This window comes from Stenotrophomonas riyadhensis (assembly GCF_040256885.1).
Taxonomy (GTDB): Bacteria; Pseudomonadota; Gammaproteobacteria; order Xanthomonadales; family Xanthomonadaceae; genus Stenotrophomonas; species Stenotrophomonas riyadhensis.
The window spans coordinates 1,664,618-1,683,251 of sequence record NZ_CP155568.1; the positions used below are offsets into that span (position 1 = coordinate 1,664,618).

Here is an 18,634-nt window from a genome sequence, read left to right on the forward strand (position 1 = left end):
GGGCGCAGGGGAGTACACTCCTGCGCCTGCGGCCATCCGGCCGCGTCCCCGTCTTCCCTCCAGCCGCCGCCAGAGGATCCCACCCGATCGTGGAGGTCCCGTCGTGCTGTCTGTGCCTGATGCCCGTATTCCGTCCCCCTTGCCGCGTCGCCGTGCGTTGCCGCAGGCGCTTGCCCAGGGCCTGCTGATCACTGCACTGGCCAGCAGCGGCATCGCAGCCGCGCAGTCCGCCACCGAGCCGGACAAGGCTGCCGAGGCCCCGGCATCGCAGACCCTGCAGACCGTGCAGGTCACCGCCAATCTGCTCGGCACCATCACCGAGGGCAGCGGCGCGTACACGCCCGGCACCATCGCCACCGCCACCCGCCTGGTGCTGACGCCACGGCAGACCCCACAGACCATCAGCGTCATTACCCGCGCTCAGATGGACGACTTTGGCCTGAACGGCATTGATGACGTGATGCGGGTGACCCCGGGCATCAGCATCGTCACCTACGACAGCGAGCGCACCGAGTACTACGCACGTGGATTCGCCGTGCAGAACTTCCAGTACGACGGCATCCCGATGTCGCGTGACTCGGCCTATTCGGCGGGCAACACGCTCAGCGATACCGCGATCTATGACCGCATCGAAGTGCTCAAGGGCGCAACTGGCCTGCTGACCGGCATGGGCGATCCGGGCGCGACCATCAACCTGGTGCGCAAGAAGCCGGGCAAGGAATTCGCCGGCAGTGCGACGCTGGGTGTCGGCCGCTGGGATGACTATCGTGCCGAGATCGATGTGGGTGGCCCGTTGACCGCCGATGGGCGTGTGCGCGGACGCGCGGTCGGTGCGTGGCAGGACAAGCATTCCAATCTCGACTTCTACCAGCGCACCAGCAAGGTGGGCTACGCGGTGCTGGAAGCCGATCTGGGCGAACGCACCCTGCTGACCGTGGGTGGCGATGCGATGGACAGCGACCCGAAGGGCTCGACCTGGGGTGGCATCCCGCTGCTGGACAGCCAGGGCAACTTCAACGACATGCCGCGTTCGTTCAACAACGGCACCCATTGGAGTGGCTGGCGCCAGTACGTGCGAACCGGTTTCGCCACGCTGGAACATACGTTCAGCAATGACTGGATTGCCAAGCTGCAGCTCAACCATCAGGTCAACGGCTACGACGCGGCGCTGGCGGGGGCGGCCGGTGGCAATCCCGATCCGATCACTGGTGAAGGGGTTTCGTTGTGGCTGGGCAAGTACGTTGGCAAGACCGTCAGCAACGCGGCCGACTTCTACCTGAGCGGTCATGTCGGCCTGTTCGGCCGCGAGCATGAGTTGGTGGTCGGTGGCAGTGCCTCGCGCAAGCGCTGGACCAATACCGGCTACTCGCCGCAGCCGGGCTACCCGACAGAAGTACCCGACTACCGCGCATGGCAGGGCGACATTCCCGAGCCGGAGTGGCAGCGCAGCTACAGCAACAACGAAGTGACGCGTGAGAACGGCCTGTACGTGGTCGGCCGTTTCGACGTGGCCGACCCACTGAAGGTGATCGTGGGCAGCCGCCTGGCCAGCTACCGCTCGCCGGACACGCGCGAGACCGGCGTGTTCGTGCCGTATGCCGGTGTGGTCTACGACCTCGGTGAGCACTATTCGGTGTATGCCAGCTACAGCACCATCTTCAAACCGCATAGCGAACGCGACGAGCAGGGCAAGGCACTGGATCCGCTGGAAGGCCGCAGCTACGAGATGGGCCTGAAGGCCGAGTTCCTCGATGGGCGCTTCAACGCCAGTGCGGCGCTGTTCCAGCTCGACCAGGACAACTTTGCCCAGCCCACCGGCGGCAAGACACCGGACGGGCAGGATGCCTATCGCGCGCTGATGGGCGTGCGTACCAAGGGCTACGAGCTGGAAATGTCTGGCCAGCTGGCGGAAGGCTGGCAGGTGCAGGGTGGGTTCTCGCACAAGATCGCCCGCCAGGCCGGTGCCAAGGTCACCACGCTGGAACCGGAAAACCAGTTCAGCCTGCACACCAGCTATCGCCTGCGTGGCGACTGGAAAGGCCTGACGCTGGGCGGTGGTGCGCGCTGGCAGGATTCCACTTTCGGCGAGATCACCAACCCGGCCACGCAGGCCAAGGTGGTGCATCGCACCCAACCCTACTGGCTGCTCGATGCAATGGCGCGCTATGAATTCAACGATCGCCTGTCGGCCACGCTCAACGTCAACAACCTGCTGGACAAGCGGTACTACACGATCTTCAGCTGGTACAGCACCTATACCTGGGGTGAGCCGCGCAACGTGCGGTTGAGCTTGAATTACAGGTTCTGACGCGGCTCTACACATACGCCCGCGATGCTTTTCGGCATCGCGGGCGTTGTCGTTACAGCGGCAGGTCGAACACCAGCACTTCGGCGTCGTTGCCGTTTTCCAGGGTCAGCTGCGCTTCGTCGCTGACCTGCAGTGCATCACCGGCTTCCAGTGTGATGCCATTGACCTGCAGCTGGCCACGCGCCACCTGCACATAGGCGCCACGGCCGTTGCCGAGGGCGTGGTGCAGCTTCTGGCCGCCATCGAGGATGGTGGCGAAGATGCGGGCATCCTGGTGGATGCGCAGCGAACCGTCGGCACCGTCCGGCGAGGCGATCAGGCGCAGCTGGCCGCGCTTGGTTTCTGGCGCGAAGTGGGTCTCCTCGTAGGACGGCGTGATGTTCTCCGCGTCCGGGAAGATCCAGATCTGCAGGAAGTGCACGGTCTCGTCGGCCGAGTGGTTGAATTCACTATGGCTGACACCGCTGCCGGCGCTCATGCGCTGCACGTCGCCGTAGCGCAGCACCGAGCCGGTGCCCATCGAGTCCTTGTGCTCCAGCGCGCCGCCCAGCACATAGGAAACGATCTCCATGTTGCTGTGGCTGTGGGTGCCGAAGCCCTGGCCGCCGATCACCTTGTCTTCGTTGATCACCCGCAGCGGTCCGAAGCTGACGTAGCGGGGGTCGTAGTAGTTGGCGAAGGAGAAGGTATGGCGCGAGGACAGCCAGCCATGCTCGGCCAGGCCACGGGTAGCGCTCTTGCGGATCTGCAGCATGATGGAATCTCCTTGTTCGATGGTTTCGATGGGGCGGGGTGGGCCGGTAGCCTCTGTGTTTCCCCGTTGGAGAGAAGTATCCGCTTGCGCCCGGGGTTTGAAAAACGGATAGTTTTGACAGTCATCATCGAAAAATTCGAATGCTCAAGCTCAGCCTCGATGCCCTGCAGATCCTGGACGCCATCGACCGCCGCGGCTCGTTCGCCGGTGCCGGCAAGGCCCTGCACAAGGTGCCTTCGACCATCTCCTACACCGTGGCCAAGCTGGAGGAGGACCTGGGCGTACAGCTGTTCGACCGGGTCGGCCCGCGCGCCGAGCCGACCGAGGCTGGCCGCGCGCTGCTGGACGAAGGACGGCACCTGCTGCGCGCGGCCCGGGAGCTGGAACTGCGGGTGCGCCGGGTGGCGTCGGGCTGGGAGACCGAACTGACCCTGGCGGTGGACTCGGTGTTCCCGACCTGGCTGCTCGGCCCGGACATCGCCGCGTTTCGTGAGGCCGAGGCACCGACCCGGCTGCGGTTGATCGGCGAGGCCCTGTCCGGTACCTGGGAGGCCTTGCTGGACCGCCGTGCCGACCTGCTGGTCGGTGCGCCGGGCGAGGGTCCCAGCGGCGGCGGTTACGTGGTCGAGCCGCTGGGCACGGTGGAGTTCGTGTTCGCGGTCGCCCCCGACCATCCGTTGGCTGCAGTGCCGGGTGTGCTCGGTCGCGAGCAGCTGGTCGAACACTGCGCGATCGCGGTCTCCGATTCGGCGCGACGGCTGCTGCCGCGCACGGTCGGCCTGTTGATGGGGCAGGAGATGCTGACGGTGCCGGACATGGCCAGCAAGCTGAAGCTGCAGTGCGAAGGCGTGGGCTTCGGTTTCCTGCCCGAGCCGTGCGCGCGCGCGGCGGTGGCGCGTGGCCAGCTGGTGATCCGTGAGGTGGAGGAGCACAAGCCGGAAGAGACCTTCTGGCTGGCCTGGCGCACCGGCGAGGATGGTGCCGCACTGCGCTGGTGGCGAGAGCGCCTGCGCAGGCCGGAGCTGCTGTCGCAGTGGTGGCAGGCAATGGCCAAAGGGTAGGGGTTTGGCAGGGCTGCGCCCTGCACCCGCTACGATCCAGAACAACAGCAACAGCAACAGCAACAGCAGAAGCTGGTTTCCTGTGGGATGGCGGGGTGGGTCCGGTTGCGGGGGCCGCTGCAAGTACGTCCATGTAAGCTCGGTCGCCGCATCCATGCGGCTCACGCCCCCGCAACCGGACCCACCCCGCCTTCGACAGTTTTCCGCGATCTGTCGGAACGGCATGGACCGCTGTTGGTAGGTGTCGACCTTGGTCGACACAGTAGATCCACGCCATGCGTGGATGCTTTTCGATCAATTGTCGAAATATTCGATTCCGATGGAGTCATCCACGCATGGCGTGGATCTACCAGATCGCGGAAATCTGTCAGAGGTGGGGCGGCATGGGCAGGCAGGACCGTTGGCGGCATGGATGCCGCCATCGAGCCCCCATGGATGGGTTTACGGCGTGTCCTGCCTGTCCATGCCGCCCCGCCAACCCACGGAATGCCAACTTTTGCTGTTGCTGTTGCCGTTGCCTTGGCTTGAAGCATCTGCAGGTGCAGGGCGCAGCCCTGCCGAAAAACACACATAAAAAAACAGCAGGCCGAGGCCTGCTGTTTCGGTGTAATGGTGCGCCCGGAGAGATTCGAACTCCCGACCGCCTGGTTCGTAGCCAGGTACTCTATCCAACTGAGCTACGGGCGCCAATTACATAAACTTGTTGTGCTGACTGTGTATGGTGCGCCCGGAGAGATTCGAACTCCCGACCGCCTGGTTCGTAGCCAGGTACTCTATCCAACTGAGCTACGGGCGCGCGGTACACAATCAACTTACTGCTTAATTTTACTGCATTTCCAGCGGCGGATGCTGAAAACCTGTCGAGTGGTGCGCCCGGAGAGATTCGAACTCCCGACCGCCTGGTTCGTAGCCAGGTACTCTATCCAACTGAGCTACGGGCGCCCTGCGACAGGAGCGGAATTATGCGGATGTCGGCGCGTACCGTCAACAGTTTTGTGAAAATTTTCATCCAACTGAATGAAAAAGCTGTCAGCCACGGCGTTCGGGGCCTTCAGCCAAGCGAAGTGGTCGGCGCGCGTGCCCAGTTCCTGCGCGGACAGCACGCGCAGTTGCGCGGCCACATTCGGCAGTTTCGCCAGCAACGTCTGCATCGAACCGATCGGTGCCAGCCAGTCCTGTTCCATCAACACCGCCTGTGCGCTGCCATGCACGCGCGCCATCTGCGCATCGAGGTCTTCGTCCATGCCGGCCGCGGCATAGTGGTTGTTCAGGCCCACGCGCGCCCAGTCGGCGATCAGTCCGCGTGCTTCGGTGCCACCGAAGCCGAGGCGGCGACCATGCAGCACGCCCTGGCGTTGCGCGAGCCACGGCAGGAAGCGGTAGACCAGCGGCAGCAGCCAGCCGCGCGGTGGTGGGAAGCCACGCCAGAACGGTGAGCCGCTGGCCGCCAGCCACAGCCGGTTGAAGTGCTGCGGGTTGCGGCCGGCATGCACGCAGGCCAGCTGCCCACCGAGGCTGTGTCCACCGATGATCCAGGGCAGGGCGTCGGCTTCGTCATCCGCTGCGGCCAGGACGGCCTGGCTGGCTGGCAGATCCTGCTCGAGTACTTCGCGATAGCCCCAGTCCTGCGTGCGCGACGGGCGCAGCGAGCTGCTGCCGTTGCCGCGCCACTCATGCAGGTACACCGCCACGCCCTTCGCCGCCAGCGCCTGCGCCAGCGGCAGGTAGTGGCGCGCGGCCACGCCCAGCGCCGGCAGCCACAGCAGGCGCAAGATGGGTTGTGCGGGCACGCAGGCGATCACTTCGTAGCGATGGCCATCAGTGCACTGCACGGCAATGACGTCCGGTGCGAGACTCATGCGTGCGGTGCCGCGCCGAAGTGATCCAGCACCAGCACCTCGCTGCGGCCAGGCGCGTAGCCCTGCTGCAGGCCGCGCGCAACGTAGTCGATGCCGGCTTCGCAGGCATTGGCCAGGCTCAGGCCGTTGCACAGCTGCGCGGCGATGGCCGAGGCCAGCGTGCAGCCGGTGCCATGTGCGTCCAGCGGCAGGCGGGCGTGAATGAATTCTTCGCTGCTGACGCCGTCGAAGTAGCGATCGATCACGCGGTTGCCTTCCTGCAGGTGGCCGCCTTTCAGCAGCACCGCACCGGCACCGAGATCGAGCAGGGCGGAGGCAGCCTGTTCGGCGTCATCGCCGTTGCCGATCTTCCGGCCGATCAGGAGTTCTGCTTCCGGCGTATTCGGTGTAACCAGCGTCGCCAGCGGCAGCAGGCGTTCACGCATGGCCTTGAGCGCATTCTCCTCCAGCAGGCGCGCGCCGCTGGTGGCAACCATCACCGGATCCAGCACCACGTGCGGCGGACGATGCTTTTCCAGGGCATCGGCGACGGCATGGATCACTTCGGCGTTGGCCAGCATGCCGAGTTTCACGGCATGGATGTCGAAGTCATCGAAGCAGGCTTCGATCTGCGCCTGCAGGAATGCGATTGGTGGCACGTGCACGGCGGTGACGCCACGGGTGTTCTGTGCGGTCAGTGCAGCGAACACGGCCAGGCCATGCACGCGGTGCGCGGCGAAGGCCTTGAGATCGGCGGGGACGCCGGCGCCACCGCCGGAGTCGGATCCGGCGATGGTGAGGGCGGAAACGGGAGTGGTCGGGCTCATCCGGCGATTGTGCCGTGGTCACCGCAAAGACGGTAGCGTCGATGCGGGAGATGGGGTCAGATCCCTTTTCCGCAGGAAAAGGGATCTGACCCCTGGAGTGCGGCCCTCAATGCCGCCAGCGCGCCCACTGCTGGTACAGCACATAGCCCAGCCCGGTCAGGCCGGTCAGTAGGGCGGGGGCGAGCAGGGCGTCGTATTGCCAGCGCATGAACAACCAGGCGCCGATGATGCCGCCGCCGAGGAAGCCGCTGATGATCAGGCCGCTGAGGGTCAGCCGCCGTACCTGCAGCGGCAGTCCACGCAGCAGGTGGCCCAGGCCGATGCCGAGGTCGGTGAACATGCCGCTGAGGTGGGTGGTGCGCACCACCGCGCCACTGAAGGTGGTGGCCATCGCGTTCTGCAGGCCGCAGGCCATGGCGGCGGCCAGTGCGCCCCAGATCTGATGCTGTTCGAACAGCGGAATGGCCACCAGCAGCAGTGCCGATTCCAGCGCCAGCGCGACGCCGTAGCGGCGGCCCAGCTGCAATGCGCTGTCCTGGATCAGCAGGCCGCTGAGCATCGCGCCCAGCGAGAACGCGATCAACAGTCCCCATAGATGGCCGACTGCGCGCCAGTCGCCCTGGGCCAGCGCCATGCCGAGCTGGCTGGTGCTGCCGGTCATGTGGCTGACCGCCTGGTGCTCGAAACCGAGGAAGCCGACCACGTTGACCATGCCGGCCACGCACGAGAGCGCGACCGCGCCGATCCAGACCCAGGTGGGCAGGCGTATTCCCATCGGCGGGGCCCCTCAGGGCCCGCCGAAGCCGCCGTTGAACTGCAGCTCGCTGAAGGTGTTGCTGGCCGGGTCGAATACCGCGCCCCAGAACTGCGTGCCGCCGTCACAGACGCGGATCGCTTCCCGTGCCGGGTTGATGCCGCTGTCGTCGGGCAGATGGAAGGCGTTGATGTAGATCAGACGCTTGCCGGCGCTTTCGATGCCGACGTACTGGCGGTCGAAGTCCAGCACCTTCGGTACCTGTGATTCCAGCGACGACAGCTGCGCTTCCAGCTGGTCGATCTGCTGCCGGCTGGGCGCCCAGTAACCACTGACCCGCCCGGCCTCGCGGCCGGGACTGGGGCGCGAGCAGGTATCGAGCACCTGCGCGGCGATGATCGGGCGGGTGACCACCCAGGATTGGCCGGTACGCTCGGCGGTCGGCACGCTGGCCGGGCCGCGCGTGGTGGTGCAGGCACCCAGGACGGCTGCGAGGGCGATCGCAGCCGTGGGCAGCAGCAGGCGGGTGCAGCGGTTCACAACACCTCCGAAGCGTAATCGGCCAGGCGTGAGCGTTCGCCTCGGCGCAGGGTGATGTGCGCACTATGCGGCCAGTTCTTGAAGCGATCCACCGCGTAGGTCAGGCCCGAGGTGGTCTCGGTCAGGTACGGGGTGTCGATCTGCTCGACGTTGCCCAGGCAGACGATCTTGGTACCGGGGCCGGCACGGGTGATCAGCGTCTTCATCTGCTTCGGGGTGAGGTTCTGCGCCTCGTCCAGGATCAGGTAGCGCGACAGGAAGGTGCGGCCGCGCATGAAGTTCATCGAGCGGATCTTGATGCGGCTGGCCAGCAGGTCGTTGGTCGCCTGGCGCCCCCAGGTGCCGCCTTCCTGGTTGTGCGTGAGCACTTCCAGGTTGTCGGTCAGTGCGCCCATCCACGGCGTCATCTTCTCTTCCTCGGTGCCGGGCAGGAAGCCGATGTCCTCGCCGACGCTGACCGTGGCGCGGGTCATGATGATCTCGCGGTAGCGCTGCTGGTCCATCGTCTGCGCCAGGCCGGCGGCCAGCGCCAGCAGGGTCTTGCCGGTGCCGGCGGTACCCAGCAGCGTCACGAAGTCGATCTCCGGATCCATCAGTGCGTTGAGCGCGAAGTTCTGCTCGCGGTTGCGTGCGCTGATGCCCCACACGGCGTGGCTGCCGTGGCGGAAATCATCGACCAGCGACAGCACCACCTTGCCGTCGCCGACCACGCGGCTGACGCGCAGCTCGACTTCATCTTCGCCAGGCAGGTAGACGTACTGGTTCGGGTACCACTCCTCGCCATCCTGGGCCAGGATTTCGTAATGCGTGCGGCCCTTGTCGCTCCAGCTGCGCAGGTCATCGCCGTGGCGCTTCCAGAAGTCTTCCGGCAGCTCGGTGGCGCCGGTGTAGAGCAGGCTGAAATCGTCCAGCGCACGGTCGTTCTCGTAGTCCTCGGACACGATGCCGGCGATCGCGGCCTTGATCCGCAGGTTGATGTCCTTGGAAACGAACACCACCGGCAGGTCAGGGGTTTCCTCCTTCAGCGCCAGGATCGCGCCGAGGATGGCGTTGTCCGGAATGACCTTGCCGAAGCTCTTGCCGGCGTCGAAATGGCTGGTCTGGAAGCGCAGCTTGCCGGCGCTCTGCTTGCCGCGCAGCTGCAGGCCATTGGGACGCTGCAGCGGAATGCCGTCGGCCAGGTTGTCCAGGCCGGATTCCTGCACCAGCTCGTTGAGGAAGCGGCTCACCTGGCGGGCGTTGCGGCTCGCTTCGGAGGTGCCCTTCTTGCCGTTGTCCAGCTCCTCGATCACCTGCATGGGCAGGTAGACGTCGTGCTCCTCGAATTTGAACAGCGCGGTGGGATCGTGCATCAGCACGTTGGTATCCAGCACGTAGATGCGCTTGCCTCGGGTCATCGTCGATTCCTGGTTACGGACAGGGAAAAACCACCACGGCCTGCCGCGGGGCAGGGTGATGGCAGACACAGTAGGCAGTGGGACTCACTTGGACTGGGAGGCCTTCAGTTCGGCGAGAACGGCATCGGCATGGCCGGCAACCTTGACCTTGCGCCAGGACTGCACGATGCGGCTGTCGGGGGAAATCAGGAAGGTGCTGCGTTCGATGCCACGTACCTGCTTGCCGTACATGTTCTTCATCCTGATCACGTCGAAGGCGCTGCACAGCGCTTCGTCGCCATCGCTGACCAGCGGGAAGTTGAAGCCCTGCTTGGCGCAGAAGTTGTCGTGCGACTTCACCGAGTCGCGCGAGACGCCGAGTACCACCGCGCCTGCCTTCTTGAATTTCGGCAGCAGTGCGTTGAAGTCGATGCCTTCGGTGGTGCAGCCGGGGGTGCTGTCCTTGGGGTAGAAGTACAGCACCAGCCAGTGGCCGGCGTAGTCGCCGAGGGTGGCCTGTTCGCCACCGGACAGCGCCAGCGGCAGGGAGAGGGTGGTGCTGTCCAGGGTATCGCCGTTGTTCATGAGGTCCTTCTGTCGAGCCTGGGTTCTTTCTACGACAATTGCATGAAACGCCACGCGCCCGTGAGAGGCGCGCGAAGAATCAGAATTTCATCGGGTCCATGATCGCGTCCAGGTTCAGGTGGTCGCAGAATTCAAGGAAGTCGTCGCGCAGTGCGGCGATGTGCATGTTGGCCGGGACGCCAATGGTGACCTGCGCGCTGAACATTTCCGCACCGGTCTGCATGGCGCGGTAGCGCGTGCTCTGCAGGTTCTCGATGGTGATGCCCTGGCGGTCGAAGAAATCGGCCAGCTGGAACAGGATGCCGGGCTTGTCGGCGGCGATCACTTCGACGATGTACGGCAGCAGGTTGGACTGCGCCTGCTTGGCGGCGGTGCGGTACCAGACCAGTTTCAGGCCCTCTTCGCGCTCCAGCCGGGTCAGCATCGCTTCCAGCTTGGCTACCGAGTCCCAGGAGCCGGTGGCCAGGGCGGTGACCGAGACATCGCGGCCGACCGTGGCCAGGCGTGCGTCCACCAGATTGCAGCCGCTGTCGGCAATGCGGCGGGTGACGGACAGCAGAGGGGACTCCGGATGCGTCGTGTAGGCGTTGATCAGGAGGTGGTTTTCGCTCGGCGCGGGGCGCGGGGTGGTGTCGGTCAAGGCGATTCCGGGTAATGCATGCGTTAGTCTGAATGCCCGCCTGAGGCGGGGATCCACCGGTGTCCAGCATACTTGCCCGTGCTTTCGCGCCGCAAGTAACATTCAGGTCGCCCCCGGCCTTTCGTGGCGGGCGTTTTCCCTTCCCAGCCAAGAGCAGCACGTCCTTGTCCCTTTCCGGCCTCATCACCGCGCTGGCGACCCCGTTCCGGGCCGACGGTGCCCTCGATCCCGACGGTTGGCAGCGCCTGCTGCATCTGCAACTGGAAGGTGGCGTCCATGGCGTTGTCGTAGCCGGCTCGACCGGTGAAGCAGCGACCCTCACCGATGCCGAGTACGACCTGCTGCTGGCCAGCGCGGTCGAGCGCATCGGCGGCCGCATCCCGGTCATGGCCGGTACCGGCCTGTCGGGCACCGCCAAGACCATCGAACAGACCCGCCGTGCCGCCGCGCTTGGCGCCAGCCACGCGCTGGTGGTCACCCCGCCGTACGTGCGGCCGACCCAGGCTGGCCTGATCGCGCACTACCGCGCAGTTGCCGACCAGGGCGGGCTGCCGGTCGTGCTGTACAACGTGCCCGGCCGTACCGGGTGCGACATGCAGCCGGAGACCGTGGCCGAGCTGGCCAGCCATCCCAACATCGTCGGCATCAAGGAAGCGGTGGGTGACACCGGCCGGGTGCAGGCGCTGCTGGCATTGCGCAGCCCGAAGTTCGCGGTGCTCAGTGGCGATGACGGCACGGCCGCGCGCTCGATCCGGGCCGGTATCGATGGCCTGATCTCGGTCGGCTCCAACGTGCTGCCCGGCGCCTACCGCCGGATGTGCGAGCTGGCTGCCGCCCACGATCACGAAGCCACCGAGTCCTGGGATGCGCGCCTGCATCCGTTCCATGATTTCTGCGGCGTTGAGCCGAACCCGATTCCGGTCAAGGCGCTGCTGCGTCGCATCGGCATCGGTCACGACCTGCGTCTGCCGCTGCTGCCGCTGTCGGCGGCGCACCATCCGGCGGCCGATCATCTTGCCGGCGACATCGCCGCCCTCGAAGCCCTTTCCAGCCACTGACCTTCCGTCTTGGTCTGACCCAGGAGATTCACATGCGTCAATCCGTTTCCACCGTCCGCGTGCTGTCCTACGCGCTGCTTGCCGTGGCCGTCGCCGCCGGCACCACCGGCTGCTTCAAGCGTGGCGTCAAGGGCGACTACGCCCTGGCCCCGGAAATGCGTCCGCTGGAAGTGCCGCCGGACCTGAACCTGCCGGCCACCACCGGTGACAACAAGGTGCCGGCGCTGGTCTCGGCAACCAAGCCGGCCGCGCCTGCGGCTGCGGCTCCGGCCGTGGGCAACACCGGTTTCACCATTGCCGGCGGCAAGGATGAAGCCTTCGCCAAGGTCGGTACCGCACTGGAAGGCGTGGCGGGTGTGACCATCGCCAGCCGCGCGCAGCTGCTCGGCTCGTACGATGTGGCCTACGAAGGCAGCAACTTCCTGGTTCGCGTGGTTGCCGTCGATGCCGGCGCCTACATCTCCGCGGTCGACCCGCGTGGCCTGCCGGCCACCGCCGAAGCACCGGTGAAGCTGATCGCCGCGCTGAAGGCGAAGCTGGCCCAGTAAGGGCTGCCTCTGGTAGAGGCCGACCTTGGTCGGCGCTTCTGTGCCAACCAAGGTTGGCACCTACCGGATCTTGCTGTTGGCAGCTACCGGATCTTGCGGTTGGCACCTGCCGGATCGCGCGGTTGGTATCTGCCGAGCAACGAGAAAGGGCGCCATGGGCGCCCTTTCTCGTTGCCGCAGCAGGCGCTTCTCAGCGCTCCAGCAGCTTCAGCTTGTCCGGCTTGCCGTCCCATTCGCCGGCATCGGCGGGCGGGTCCTTGCGCACGGTCAGCACCGGCCACTCCTTCGCCAGCTCGGCGTTGAGGGCAACGAAGCCTTCCTGGCCGGCGGGGACGTCGTCCTCGGGGAAAATCGCGTTGACCGGGCACTCCGGCTCGCAGAGGGTGCAGTCGATGCACTCATCCGGGTCGATCACCAGGAAGTTCGGGCCTTCGTGGAAGCAATCCACGGGGCACACTTCCACGCAATCGGTGTGTTTGCACTTGATGCAGTTTTCGGTGACGACAAAGGGCATGGGCTGGGGGTGGATCGATTCCTGAACCCGACAATTCTAGAACAGGTTGGCCCCCGGTGTCGGCGCGGGGGCCGAAAACGGGCGTCTGGCAGGCGCGGCCGTGGCGGATATTGGCGGCATGGCGCGGCCTGTGCGACGCTGCGGGAGCGTCGGCTGCCCTGGCGGCCGAAACCCCTTCCCAGCAGGATTGCCCATGCCCCAAGCCCAGTCCGGCGCCGCCTCCCACGGCGGCGAGAACACTGCGTTCATTGTCCTGATCAGTTGCGTGGCCACCCTCGGCGGTTTCCTGTTCGGCTTCGACAGTGGTGTCATCAATGGCACGGTCGATGGCCTGCGCCAGGCCTTCAACTCCAGCGAGGCCGCGCTGGGCTTCGAGGTGGCTTCGATGCTGCTGGGCTGCGCGATCGGTGCCTTCCTGGCGGGCTGGCTGGGCGACCGCCTGGGGCGTCGCGGTGTACTGATCGTCTCGGCGCTGATGTTCCTGGTCTCGGCGCTGGGCGCCGGTGCCGCCCATGCTTCCTGGCTGTTCATCGCCGCCCGCGTGCTCGGCGGCTTCGCCGTAGGCGCGGCCAGCGTGATGTCGCCGGCCTACATTGCCGAGGTGGCCTCGGCGCGCTATCGCGGGCGTTTGGCCACGGTGCAGCAGATGGCGATCATCTGCGGCCTGTTCGCCGCCTTCCTCAGCAATTACCTGCTGGCCCGCGCCGCCGGCGCCTCGACCGAGCCGTTGTGGCTGGGCCATGAGGCCTGGCGCTGGATGTTCTGGATGCAGGCGCTGCCGTCGGGGCTGTTCCTGCTGTTGTTGCTGGTGATTCCGGAGAGTCCGCGCTTCCTGGTGCTGAGGGGGCGGCAGGCGCAGGCGAGGGCGGTGCTGGCCCGGCTGTATGGCGAGGGCGCCGCAACGGCCAAGCAGGCCGAGATCGAGGCGAGCCTGGCCCAGGACCAGCACAAGCCGCGCTTCAGCGACCTGCGCAGCAAAGCCACCGGCAGACTGCGCCCGATCCTCTGGGTAGGCATTGGCCTGGCCATGTTCCAGCAGCTGGTCGGCATCAACGTGGTGTTCTATTACGGCGCGGTGCTGTGGCAGGCGGTGGGCTTCTCGGAAAGCGACGCGCTGCTGATCAACGTGCTGTCCGGCGCGCTGAGCATCGGCGCCTGCCTGCTGACGGTGCTGTTGATCGACCGCATCGGGCGCAAGCCGCTGCTGTGGATCGGCTCGGTTGGTATGTCGGTGGCGCTGGTACTGATGGTGGTGGCGTTTGCCAGCGGCAGCCTGGTCGATGGACGCCTGCAGCTGTCCGATGGCATGGGCCGGCTGGCGCTGGTCGCCGCCAATGTCTACGTGGTGTTCTTCAACATGTCCTGGGGCCCGGTGATGTGGGTGATGCTGGGCGAGATGTTCCCGAACCAGATCCGCGGCCCGGCGTTGGCCGTTGCCGGCGCGGCGCAGTGGACCTCGAACTTCGCGATCACCGTGACCTTCCCGATGCTGCTGGCCGGCATCGGCCTGGCCGGGGCCTACGGCATCTACGCTGTCGTTGCGATCCTCTCGATCTTCTTCGTGGTCCGTTGCGTGCGCGAGACCAAGGGCAAGGAGCTGGAGCAGATGGAAGGCTGACGGCCGGCCTGTGTTTCAGCGCCTCCTTTCTCCGTGGGGAGGCTGCAGGCCAGCCGATCCAGGACACGCCGTAAACCCATCCATGGGGGCTCGATGGCGCCTTGCTCGCGTGCGCTGTCCTGCGCACTCGGCAAGACCAGGGTTGGGCTCCTTGCCCAACCCGTCGGGCGCATGCGCCCAACCCATGGCGCCAACGGTCCTGGAGAGGGCGGCCTGCCCCCTCCTGACAGTTTCATGGTGCGTGTGGACGCGGCGAAGCGCTGGTCGGTTGCTGCCGGGGGCGCGGGAAACCGTCCAGAGCCGGTGGGGTCACCCAGGGCGGGACCGTTGGCGCCATGGATGGCGCCATCGAGCCCCCATGGATGGGTTCACGGCGTGTCCTGCCCTGGGTGACCCCACCGGCTCAAGCCGATTGCAGGGAGGCGCCGATGCGACCAACTCGACCGCAGTCACTGCAATCCCGGAAAACAGAAAAGCCCGCACAAAGGCGGGCTTTTTCGGTTCCTGCTGCGGCGACTGGCGCTCCCTAGGGGACTCGAACCCCTGTTTTAGCCTTGAGAGGGCCACGTCCTAACCACTAGACGAAGGGAGCGTAACTGTGTCGCTGCCGAGGCAGGAGCGCTAGTATATGCACCTCGATGCCATTGGGCAATCCCGAAACTTCAACCGGAAGCGCCAACATCATTTCCCCTGCTACATCACCGTTCAGCCTGCGCGTCATCCCGCGCGACCAGCACACGATCTCCCGCAAGGACATCAGCCCGAACGCCCTGCGCGTGCTTTATCGCCTGCGCGATGCCGGCTTCGGCGCCTACCTTGTCGGCGGTGCGGTGCGCGATCTGCTGGTCAATGGCCAACCCAAGGATTTCGACGTGGCCACCGACGCCACGCCCGAACAGGTCAAGCAGTTGTTCCGCAACTGCCGCCTGATCGGTCGCCGGTTCCGCCTCGCCCATGTGGTGTTCGGCCGCGAGATCATCGAAGTCGCCACCTTCCGTGCCAACAGCGATGACGGCAGCGGCGACCGTGAGATGGAAAACGGCATGCTCGTGCGCGACAACGTGTACGGCACCATCGAAGACGACGCCGTCCGCCGCGACTTCACCTGCAACGCTCTGTACTACGCCATCGAGGACTTCTCGGTGCGCGACTACACAGGCGGCTTTGAAGACGTGCAGGCGCGCCTGATGAAGCTGATCGGCGACCCCGAACAGCGCTACCGCGAGGATCCGGTACGCATGCTGCGTGCGGTGCGCCTGGCGGCCAAGCTCGGCTTCCAGATCGAAGAGGGCACCGCCGCGCCGATCCCGCGCCTGGCCGACCTGCTCAATGAAGCCGCGCCGGCACGCCTGTTCGAGGAAGTGCTCAAGCTGTTCCTGTCCGGGCACGGCGTGGCCAGCTTCGAAGGCCTGGAGCGCTACGGCCTGCTGGATGTGCTGTTCCCGGAAAGCGCCAAGGCGCTCAAGTCCAACCGCACCGGCGCGCTGCGCCGCATGCTGGTCGAAGGCCTGGCCAACACCGATGCGCGCGTGGCCAACGACGAGCCTGTCTCGCCCGCGTTCCTGTTCGCGCTGCTGCTGTGGCCGGCCTACTGTCGCACGCAGGCGACCCTGCTCAAGCAGGGCGTGGCGCCGGAAGAAGCGCAGCGTCGTGCCGCTGACCGCGTCACGGTGCAGCAGCTGAGCACCATCGCGCTGCCGCGCCGCTTCTCGCTGCCGATGCAGGAGATCTGGCTGCTGCAGTCGCGCTTCGGCTCGCGCCAGCGCAAGCGCGTGTTCCGCACCCTGACCCATCCGCGTTTCCGTGCTGCATTCGACTTCCTCAGCCTGCGCCAGGTAGCCTCGGCCGAACACGCCGCCGATGTTGAATTCTGGCGCGAGGCACAGGCACAGTCCGGTCGCGAACTGGAATCGTCGCTGGATGCGATGCACAGCGAAGAGGGTGACGACGAGAACGGGGCGCCGCGCAAGCGTCGCCGTCGCCGTCGTCGTCCGGGTGCCCCGGCCGGTGCAACGGGCGAGTAAGCGATGACCCTTGCCTGGATCGGCCTCGGCGCCAACCTCGGCGACGCGGCCGCCACCGTCGGCGCGGCGATTGCCGCGCTCGACGACCTGCCCGGTACCCGCCTGCGCCAGGCCTCACGCCTCTACGCCACGCCGGCCTGGGGCAATGAAGACCAGCCGCCGTTCGTCAACGCGGTGGCTGCGGTCGACACCACGTTGCCGGCCGATGAGCTGCTGCAGGCGATGCTGGTGCTGGAGCAGCGCTTCGGCCGCGTGCGCGACCCGTCGGTGCACTGGGGCCCGCGCGCGCTGGACCTGGACCTGCTGCTGTATGGCGCGCAGGAACTCGACCAGCCCGGGTTGAAGGTGCCGCACCCGTACATGCACGAGCGCGCCTTCGTGTTGGTGCCGCTGGCCGAAATCGCGCCGGATCTGGCCATTCCCGGCCACGGTCGCGTGCAGGATGCAGTGATGCGGGTGGATGCCTGCGGGATCGCGCCGTTAGGGTGATAATGGCCGGGTTATCTCCCCCGGTTATCAGCACATGAGCACCCACGCAGACAGCAAGCCCTGGACCGTTCCCGCCCTGGCCGAAGCCAAGCGCAATGGCCAGAAGCTGGTCATGTTGACCGCCTACGACGCCGGCTTCGCCCGCACCTTCGATGCCAACGGCGTCGACCTGATCCTGATCGGCGATTCGCTGGGCATGGTGGTGCAGGGCCATGATTCGACCCTGCCGGTAACCGTGGCGGACATGGTCTACCACACCCGCGCCGTGGCCCGCGTGCTGCAGCGTGCGCTGCTTGTGGCCGACCTGCCGTTCGGCGCCGATGCCACCCCGGAGCGCGCGCTGGATGCCTCGTTGCAGCTGCTGCAGGCCGGCGCTGAGATGGTCAAGATCGAAGGTGCCGGCTTCAAGGTCGACATCATCCGCTACCTGGTCGAGCGCGAGATTCCGGTCTGTGCGCATCTGGGCCTGACCCCGCAGTCGGTGCTGCGACTGGGTGGCTTCAAGATCCAGGGGCGTGGCGATGCCGCTCGCCAGCTGGTGGAAGATGCCAAGGCTGTGGCCGCTGCCGGCGCCAGCATCATGGTGCTCGAATGCGTGCCGACCCCGGTCGCCGCGGACGTGACCGCTGCGGTGGATGTGCCGACCATCGGTATCGGTGCCGGCCCGCAGTGCGACGGCCAGGTGTTGGTGCTGCACGATTTCCTTGGCCTGGACAGTGGCCATCGCCGTCCCAAGTTCGTCAAGGATTTCCTTGCCGAAGGCGGTTCGGTGGCCGGTGCCACCCGCGCCTATGCCGACGCCGTGCGCGACGGCAGCTTCCCCGACGAACAGCACGCCTACGCCCAATGATCCAGACCTTCAACGAGCTCGGCGCACTGCGCGGGCAGATCGCCGAGTGGAAGCGCGAGGGCCTGCGCGTGGCGCTGGTGCCGACCATGGGCAACCTGCATGGGGGCCACCATTCGCTGGTGACCCTGGCCCGCCAGTACGCCGACAAGGTGATGGCGAGCATCTTCGTCAACCCGACCCAGTTCGGGCCGAATGAAGACTTCAGCCGCTACCCGCGCACGCCCGAGGCCGACGTGGCCGGGCTGGAGCAGGTCGGCTGCGATGCGGTGTGGCTGCCCAGCGTCGAGGCGATGTACCCGCTAGGCGTGGACAAGACCACGCAGATGCACGCGCCCGGCGTCAGTGAAGTGCTGGAAGGCGCCAGCCGACCGGGTCACTTCGACGGTGTCTGCACCGTGGTCGCACGCCTGTTCCTGCAGGTACAGCCCGACGTGGCCGTGTTCGGCCGCAAGGACTACCAGCAGCTTGCCGTGATCAAGCAGATGGTGGCCGAGCTGTCGTTCCCGATCCAGATCGTTGGTGCGGAGATCGTGCGTGACGAGGATGGCCTGGCCAAGAGTTCGCGCAACCAGTACCTGAGCGCCGAACAACGCCCGGTCGCGACCACCATCCACCGCACCCTGATGGGCATGCGCGAGGGTTATGTCGCCGGGCAGGCACGCGAGCGCATCGAGGCCGATGCCACCGCTGCGCTGCAGGCCGCCGGTTTCCAGGTCGACTACGCCGTGTTGCGCACTCCGGAACTGGCCGAGCCGACCTTCGACGGCGGTGGCCGCGTGGCGCTGATTGCCGCGCGGCTGGGCACCACCCGCCTGATCGACAACCTGGAGTTCTGAGCCGCATGCGGCTC

Annotated in this window: 18 protein-coding genes and 4 tRNA genes; 9 read left to right on the top strand and 13 right to left on the bottom strand. The window is 66.3% G+C overall.

Annotated elements, in window-relative coordinates; genetic code table 11:
* The first annotated feature begins 103 nt into the window (after nucleotides 1-103).
* Nucleotides 104-2,308 (top strand): TonB-dependent siderophore receptor, encoded by a 2,205-nt coding sequence (locus SriyCCGPB3_RS07820; protein ID WP_350260055.1) that lies wholly within the window; start codon nucleotides 104-106, stop codon nucleotides 2,306-2,308.
* A gap of 52 nt (nucleotides 2,309-2,360) precedes the next feature.
* On the opposite strand, the gene SriyCCGPB3_RS07825 is transcribed toward SriyCCGPB3_RS07820, so the two are convergent.
* Nucleotides 2,361-3,062: a pirin family protein gene (locus tag SriyCCGPB3_RS07825; protein WP_012510689.1), complete on the bottom strand. Its 702-nt coding sequence runs from the start codon at nucleotides 3,060-3,062 to the stop codon at nucleotides 2,361-2,363.
* Between the two features lie 140 nt (nucleotides 3,063-3,202).
* Between SriyCCGPB3_RS07825 and SriyCCGPB3_RS07830 the strand changes: the two genes are divergently transcribed.
* On the top strand, nucleotides 3,203-4,123 hold the full coding sequence (locus SriyCCGPB3_RS07830) for a LysR family transcriptional regulator (RefSeq protein ID WP_153855142.1): 921 nt from the start codon (nucleotides 3,203-3,205) through the stop codon (nucleotides 4,121-4,123).
* 610 nt (nucleotides 4,124-4,733) lie between these two features.
* On the opposite strand, the gene SriyCCGPB3_RS07835 is transcribed toward SriyCCGPB3_RS07830, so the two are convergent.
* The 10 genes from SriyCCGPB3_RS07835 to SriyCCGPB3_RS07880 all read right to left on the bottom strand — a co-directional run bounded on the left by SriyCCGPB3_RS07835 (nucleotide 4,734) and on the right by SriyCCGPB3_RS07880 (nucleotide 10,683).
* Nucleotides 4,734-4,810 (bottom strand) — tRNA-Arg (locus tag SriyCCGPB3_RS07835).
* Between the two features lie 32 nt (nucleotides 4,811-4,842).
* Nucleotides 4,843-4,919: transfer RNA gene (locus tag SriyCCGPB3_RS07840), tRNA-Arg, on the bottom strand.
* Nucleotides 4,920-4,988: 69 nt separating this feature from the next.
* Nucleotides 4,989-5,065, bottom strand: a tRNA-Arg gene (locus tag SriyCCGPB3_RS07845).
* Nucleotides 5,056-5,982 carry an alpha/beta hydrolase family protein gene (locus SriyCCGPB3_RS07850; RefSeq protein WP_350260056.1) on the bottom strand — a complete coding sequence of 309 codons (927 nt, stop codon included), beginning with the start codon at nucleotides 5,980-5,982 and terminating at the stop codon, nucleotides 5,056-5,058. The genes SriyCCGPB3_RS07845 and SriyCCGPB3_RS07850 overlap by 10 nt, the downstream gene beginning before the upstream one ends.
* Nucleotides 5,979-6,788, bottom strand: a complete 810-nt coding sequence (thiD, locus tag SriyCCGPB3_RS07855; RefSeq protein WP_110711906.1) for a bifunctional hydroxymethylpyrimidine kinase/phosphomethylpyrimidine kinase — start codon at nucleotides 6,786-6,788, stop codon at nucleotides 5,979-5,981. The genes SriyCCGPB3_RS07850 and thiD overlap by 4 nt, the downstream gene beginning before the upstream one ends.
* A gap of 106 nt (nucleotides 6,789-6,894) precedes the next feature.
* The gene (locus SriyCCGPB3_RS07860; RefSeq protein ID WP_153855140.1) at nucleotides 6,895-7,563 is read right to left on the bottom strand and encodes a YoaK family protein; all 669 of its coding nucleotides are present in this window, start codon (nucleotides 7,561-7,563) and stop codon (nucleotides 6,895-6,897) included.
* A 12-nt stretch (nucleotides 7,564-7,575) separates the two neighbouring features.
* The gene (locus tag SriyCCGPB3_RS07865; protein WP_032128845.1) at nucleotides 7,576-8,082 is read right to left on the bottom strand and encodes a hypothetical protein; all 507 of its coding nucleotides are present in this window, start codon (nucleotides 8,080-8,082) and stop codon (nucleotides 7,576-7,578) included.
* On the bottom strand, nucleotides 8,079-9,479 hold the full coding sequence (locus SriyCCGPB3_RS07870) for a PhoH family protein (RefSeq protein ID WP_010484287.1): 1,401 nt from the start codon (nucleotides 9,477-9,479) through the stop codon (nucleotides 8,079-8,081). The genes SriyCCGPB3_RS07865 and SriyCCGPB3_RS07870 overlap by 4 nt, the downstream gene beginning before the upstream one ends.
* An 84-nt stretch (nucleotides 9,480-9,563) precedes the next feature.
* Entirely contained in the window at nucleotides 9,564-10,043 is a 480-nt protein-coding gene (locus SriyCCGPB3_RS07875; RefSeq protein WP_049434212.1) for a peroxiredoxin, read from the bottom strand.
* A 79-nt stretch (nucleotides 10,044-10,122) separates the two neighbouring features.
* Nucleotides 10,123-10,683 carry a glycine cleavage system protein R gene (locus SriyCCGPB3_RS07880; RefSeq protein WP_005409051.1) on the bottom strand — a complete coding sequence of 187 codons (561 nt, stop codon included), beginning with the start codon at nucleotides 10,681-10,683 and terminating at the stop codon, nucleotides 10,123-10,125.
* Nucleotides 10,684-10,847: 164 nt separating this feature from the next.
* Here SriyCCGPB3_RS07880 and dapA point away from each other — a divergent pair, with 164 nt between their 5' ends.
* Entirely contained in the window at nucleotides 10,848-11,741 is an 894-nt protein-coding gene (dapA, locus tag SriyCCGPB3_RS07885; RefSeq protein ID WP_110711908.1) for a 4-hydroxy-tetrahydrodipicolinate synthase, read from the top strand.
* A 32-nt stretch (nucleotides 11,742-11,773) separates the two neighbouring features.
* Nucleotides 11,774-12,289 carry a hypothetical protein gene (locus SriyCCGPB3_RS07890; RefSeq protein WP_110711909.1) on the top strand — a complete coding sequence of 172 codons (516 nt, stop codon included), beginning with the start codon at nucleotides 11,774-11,776 and terminating at the stop codon, nucleotides 12,287-12,289.
* A 190-nt stretch (nucleotides 12,290-12,479) separates the two neighbouring features.
* Here SriyCCGPB3_RS07890 and fdxA read toward each other — a convergent pair whose 3' ends face one another.
* Complete coding sequence (gene fdxA, locus SriyCCGPB3_RS07895) at nucleotides 12,480-12,803, bottom strand: ferredoxin FdxA (RefSeq protein ID WP_005409054.1); 324 nt, start codon at nucleotides 12,801-12,803, stop codon at nucleotides 12,480-12,482.
* Between the two features lie 193 nt (nucleotides 12,804-12,996).
* Between fdxA and SriyCCGPB3_RS07900 the strand changes: the two genes are divergently transcribed.
* Nucleotides 12,997-14,421 carry a sugar porter family MFS transporter gene (locus SriyCCGPB3_RS07900; protein ID WP_164162700.1) on the top strand — a complete coding sequence of 475 codons (1,425 nt, stop codon included), beginning with the start codon at nucleotides 12,997-12,999 and terminating at the stop codon, nucleotides 14,419-14,421.
* A 517-nt stretch (nucleotides 14,422-14,938) separates the two neighbouring features.
* On the opposite strand, the gene SriyCCGPB3_RS07905 is transcribed toward SriyCCGPB3_RS07900, so the two are convergent.
* A tRNA-Glu gene (locus SriyCCGPB3_RS07905) sits at nucleotides 14,939-15,013 on the bottom strand.
* A gap of 52 nt (nucleotides 15,014-15,065) precedes the next feature.
* Between SriyCCGPB3_RS07905 and pcnB the strand changes: the two genes are divergently transcribed.
* From pcnB to panC, 4 genes are read left to right on the top strand one after another with little or no spacing between them, the layout of a single operon-like run.
* Entirely contained in the window at nucleotides 15,066-16,445 is a 1,380-nt protein-coding gene (gene pcnB, locus SriyCCGPB3_RS07910) for a polynucleotide adenylyltransferase PcnB (protein ID WP_433963286.1), read from the top strand.
* Between the two features lie 3 nt (nucleotides 16,446-16,448).
* Complete coding sequence (gene folK / locus SriyCCGPB3_RS07915; protein WP_350260058.1) at nucleotides 16,449-16,934, top strand: 2-amino-4-hydroxy-6-hydroxymethyldihydropteridine diphosphokinase; 486 nt, start codon at nucleotides 16,449-16,451, stop codon at nucleotides 16,932-16,934.
* A 34-nt stretch (nucleotides 16,935-16,968) separates the two neighbouring features.
* A complete protein-coding gene (gene panB, locus SriyCCGPB3_RS07920) occupies nucleotides 16,969-17,784 on the top strand; it encodes a 3-methyl-2-oxobutanoate hydroxymethyltransferase (protein ID WP_153855138.1) in 816 nt (271 codons plus the stop codon).
* Nucleotides 17,781-18,620, top strand: a complete 840-nt coding sequence (gene panC / locus SriyCCGPB3_RS07925) for a pantoate--beta-alanine ligase (RefSeq protein WP_350260059.1) — start codon at nucleotides 17,781-17,783, stop codon at nucleotides 18,618-18,620. Before panB ends, panC begins: the two co-directional genes overlap by 4 nt.
* The last annotated feature ends 14 nt before the right edge of the window (nucleotides 18,621-18,634 follow it).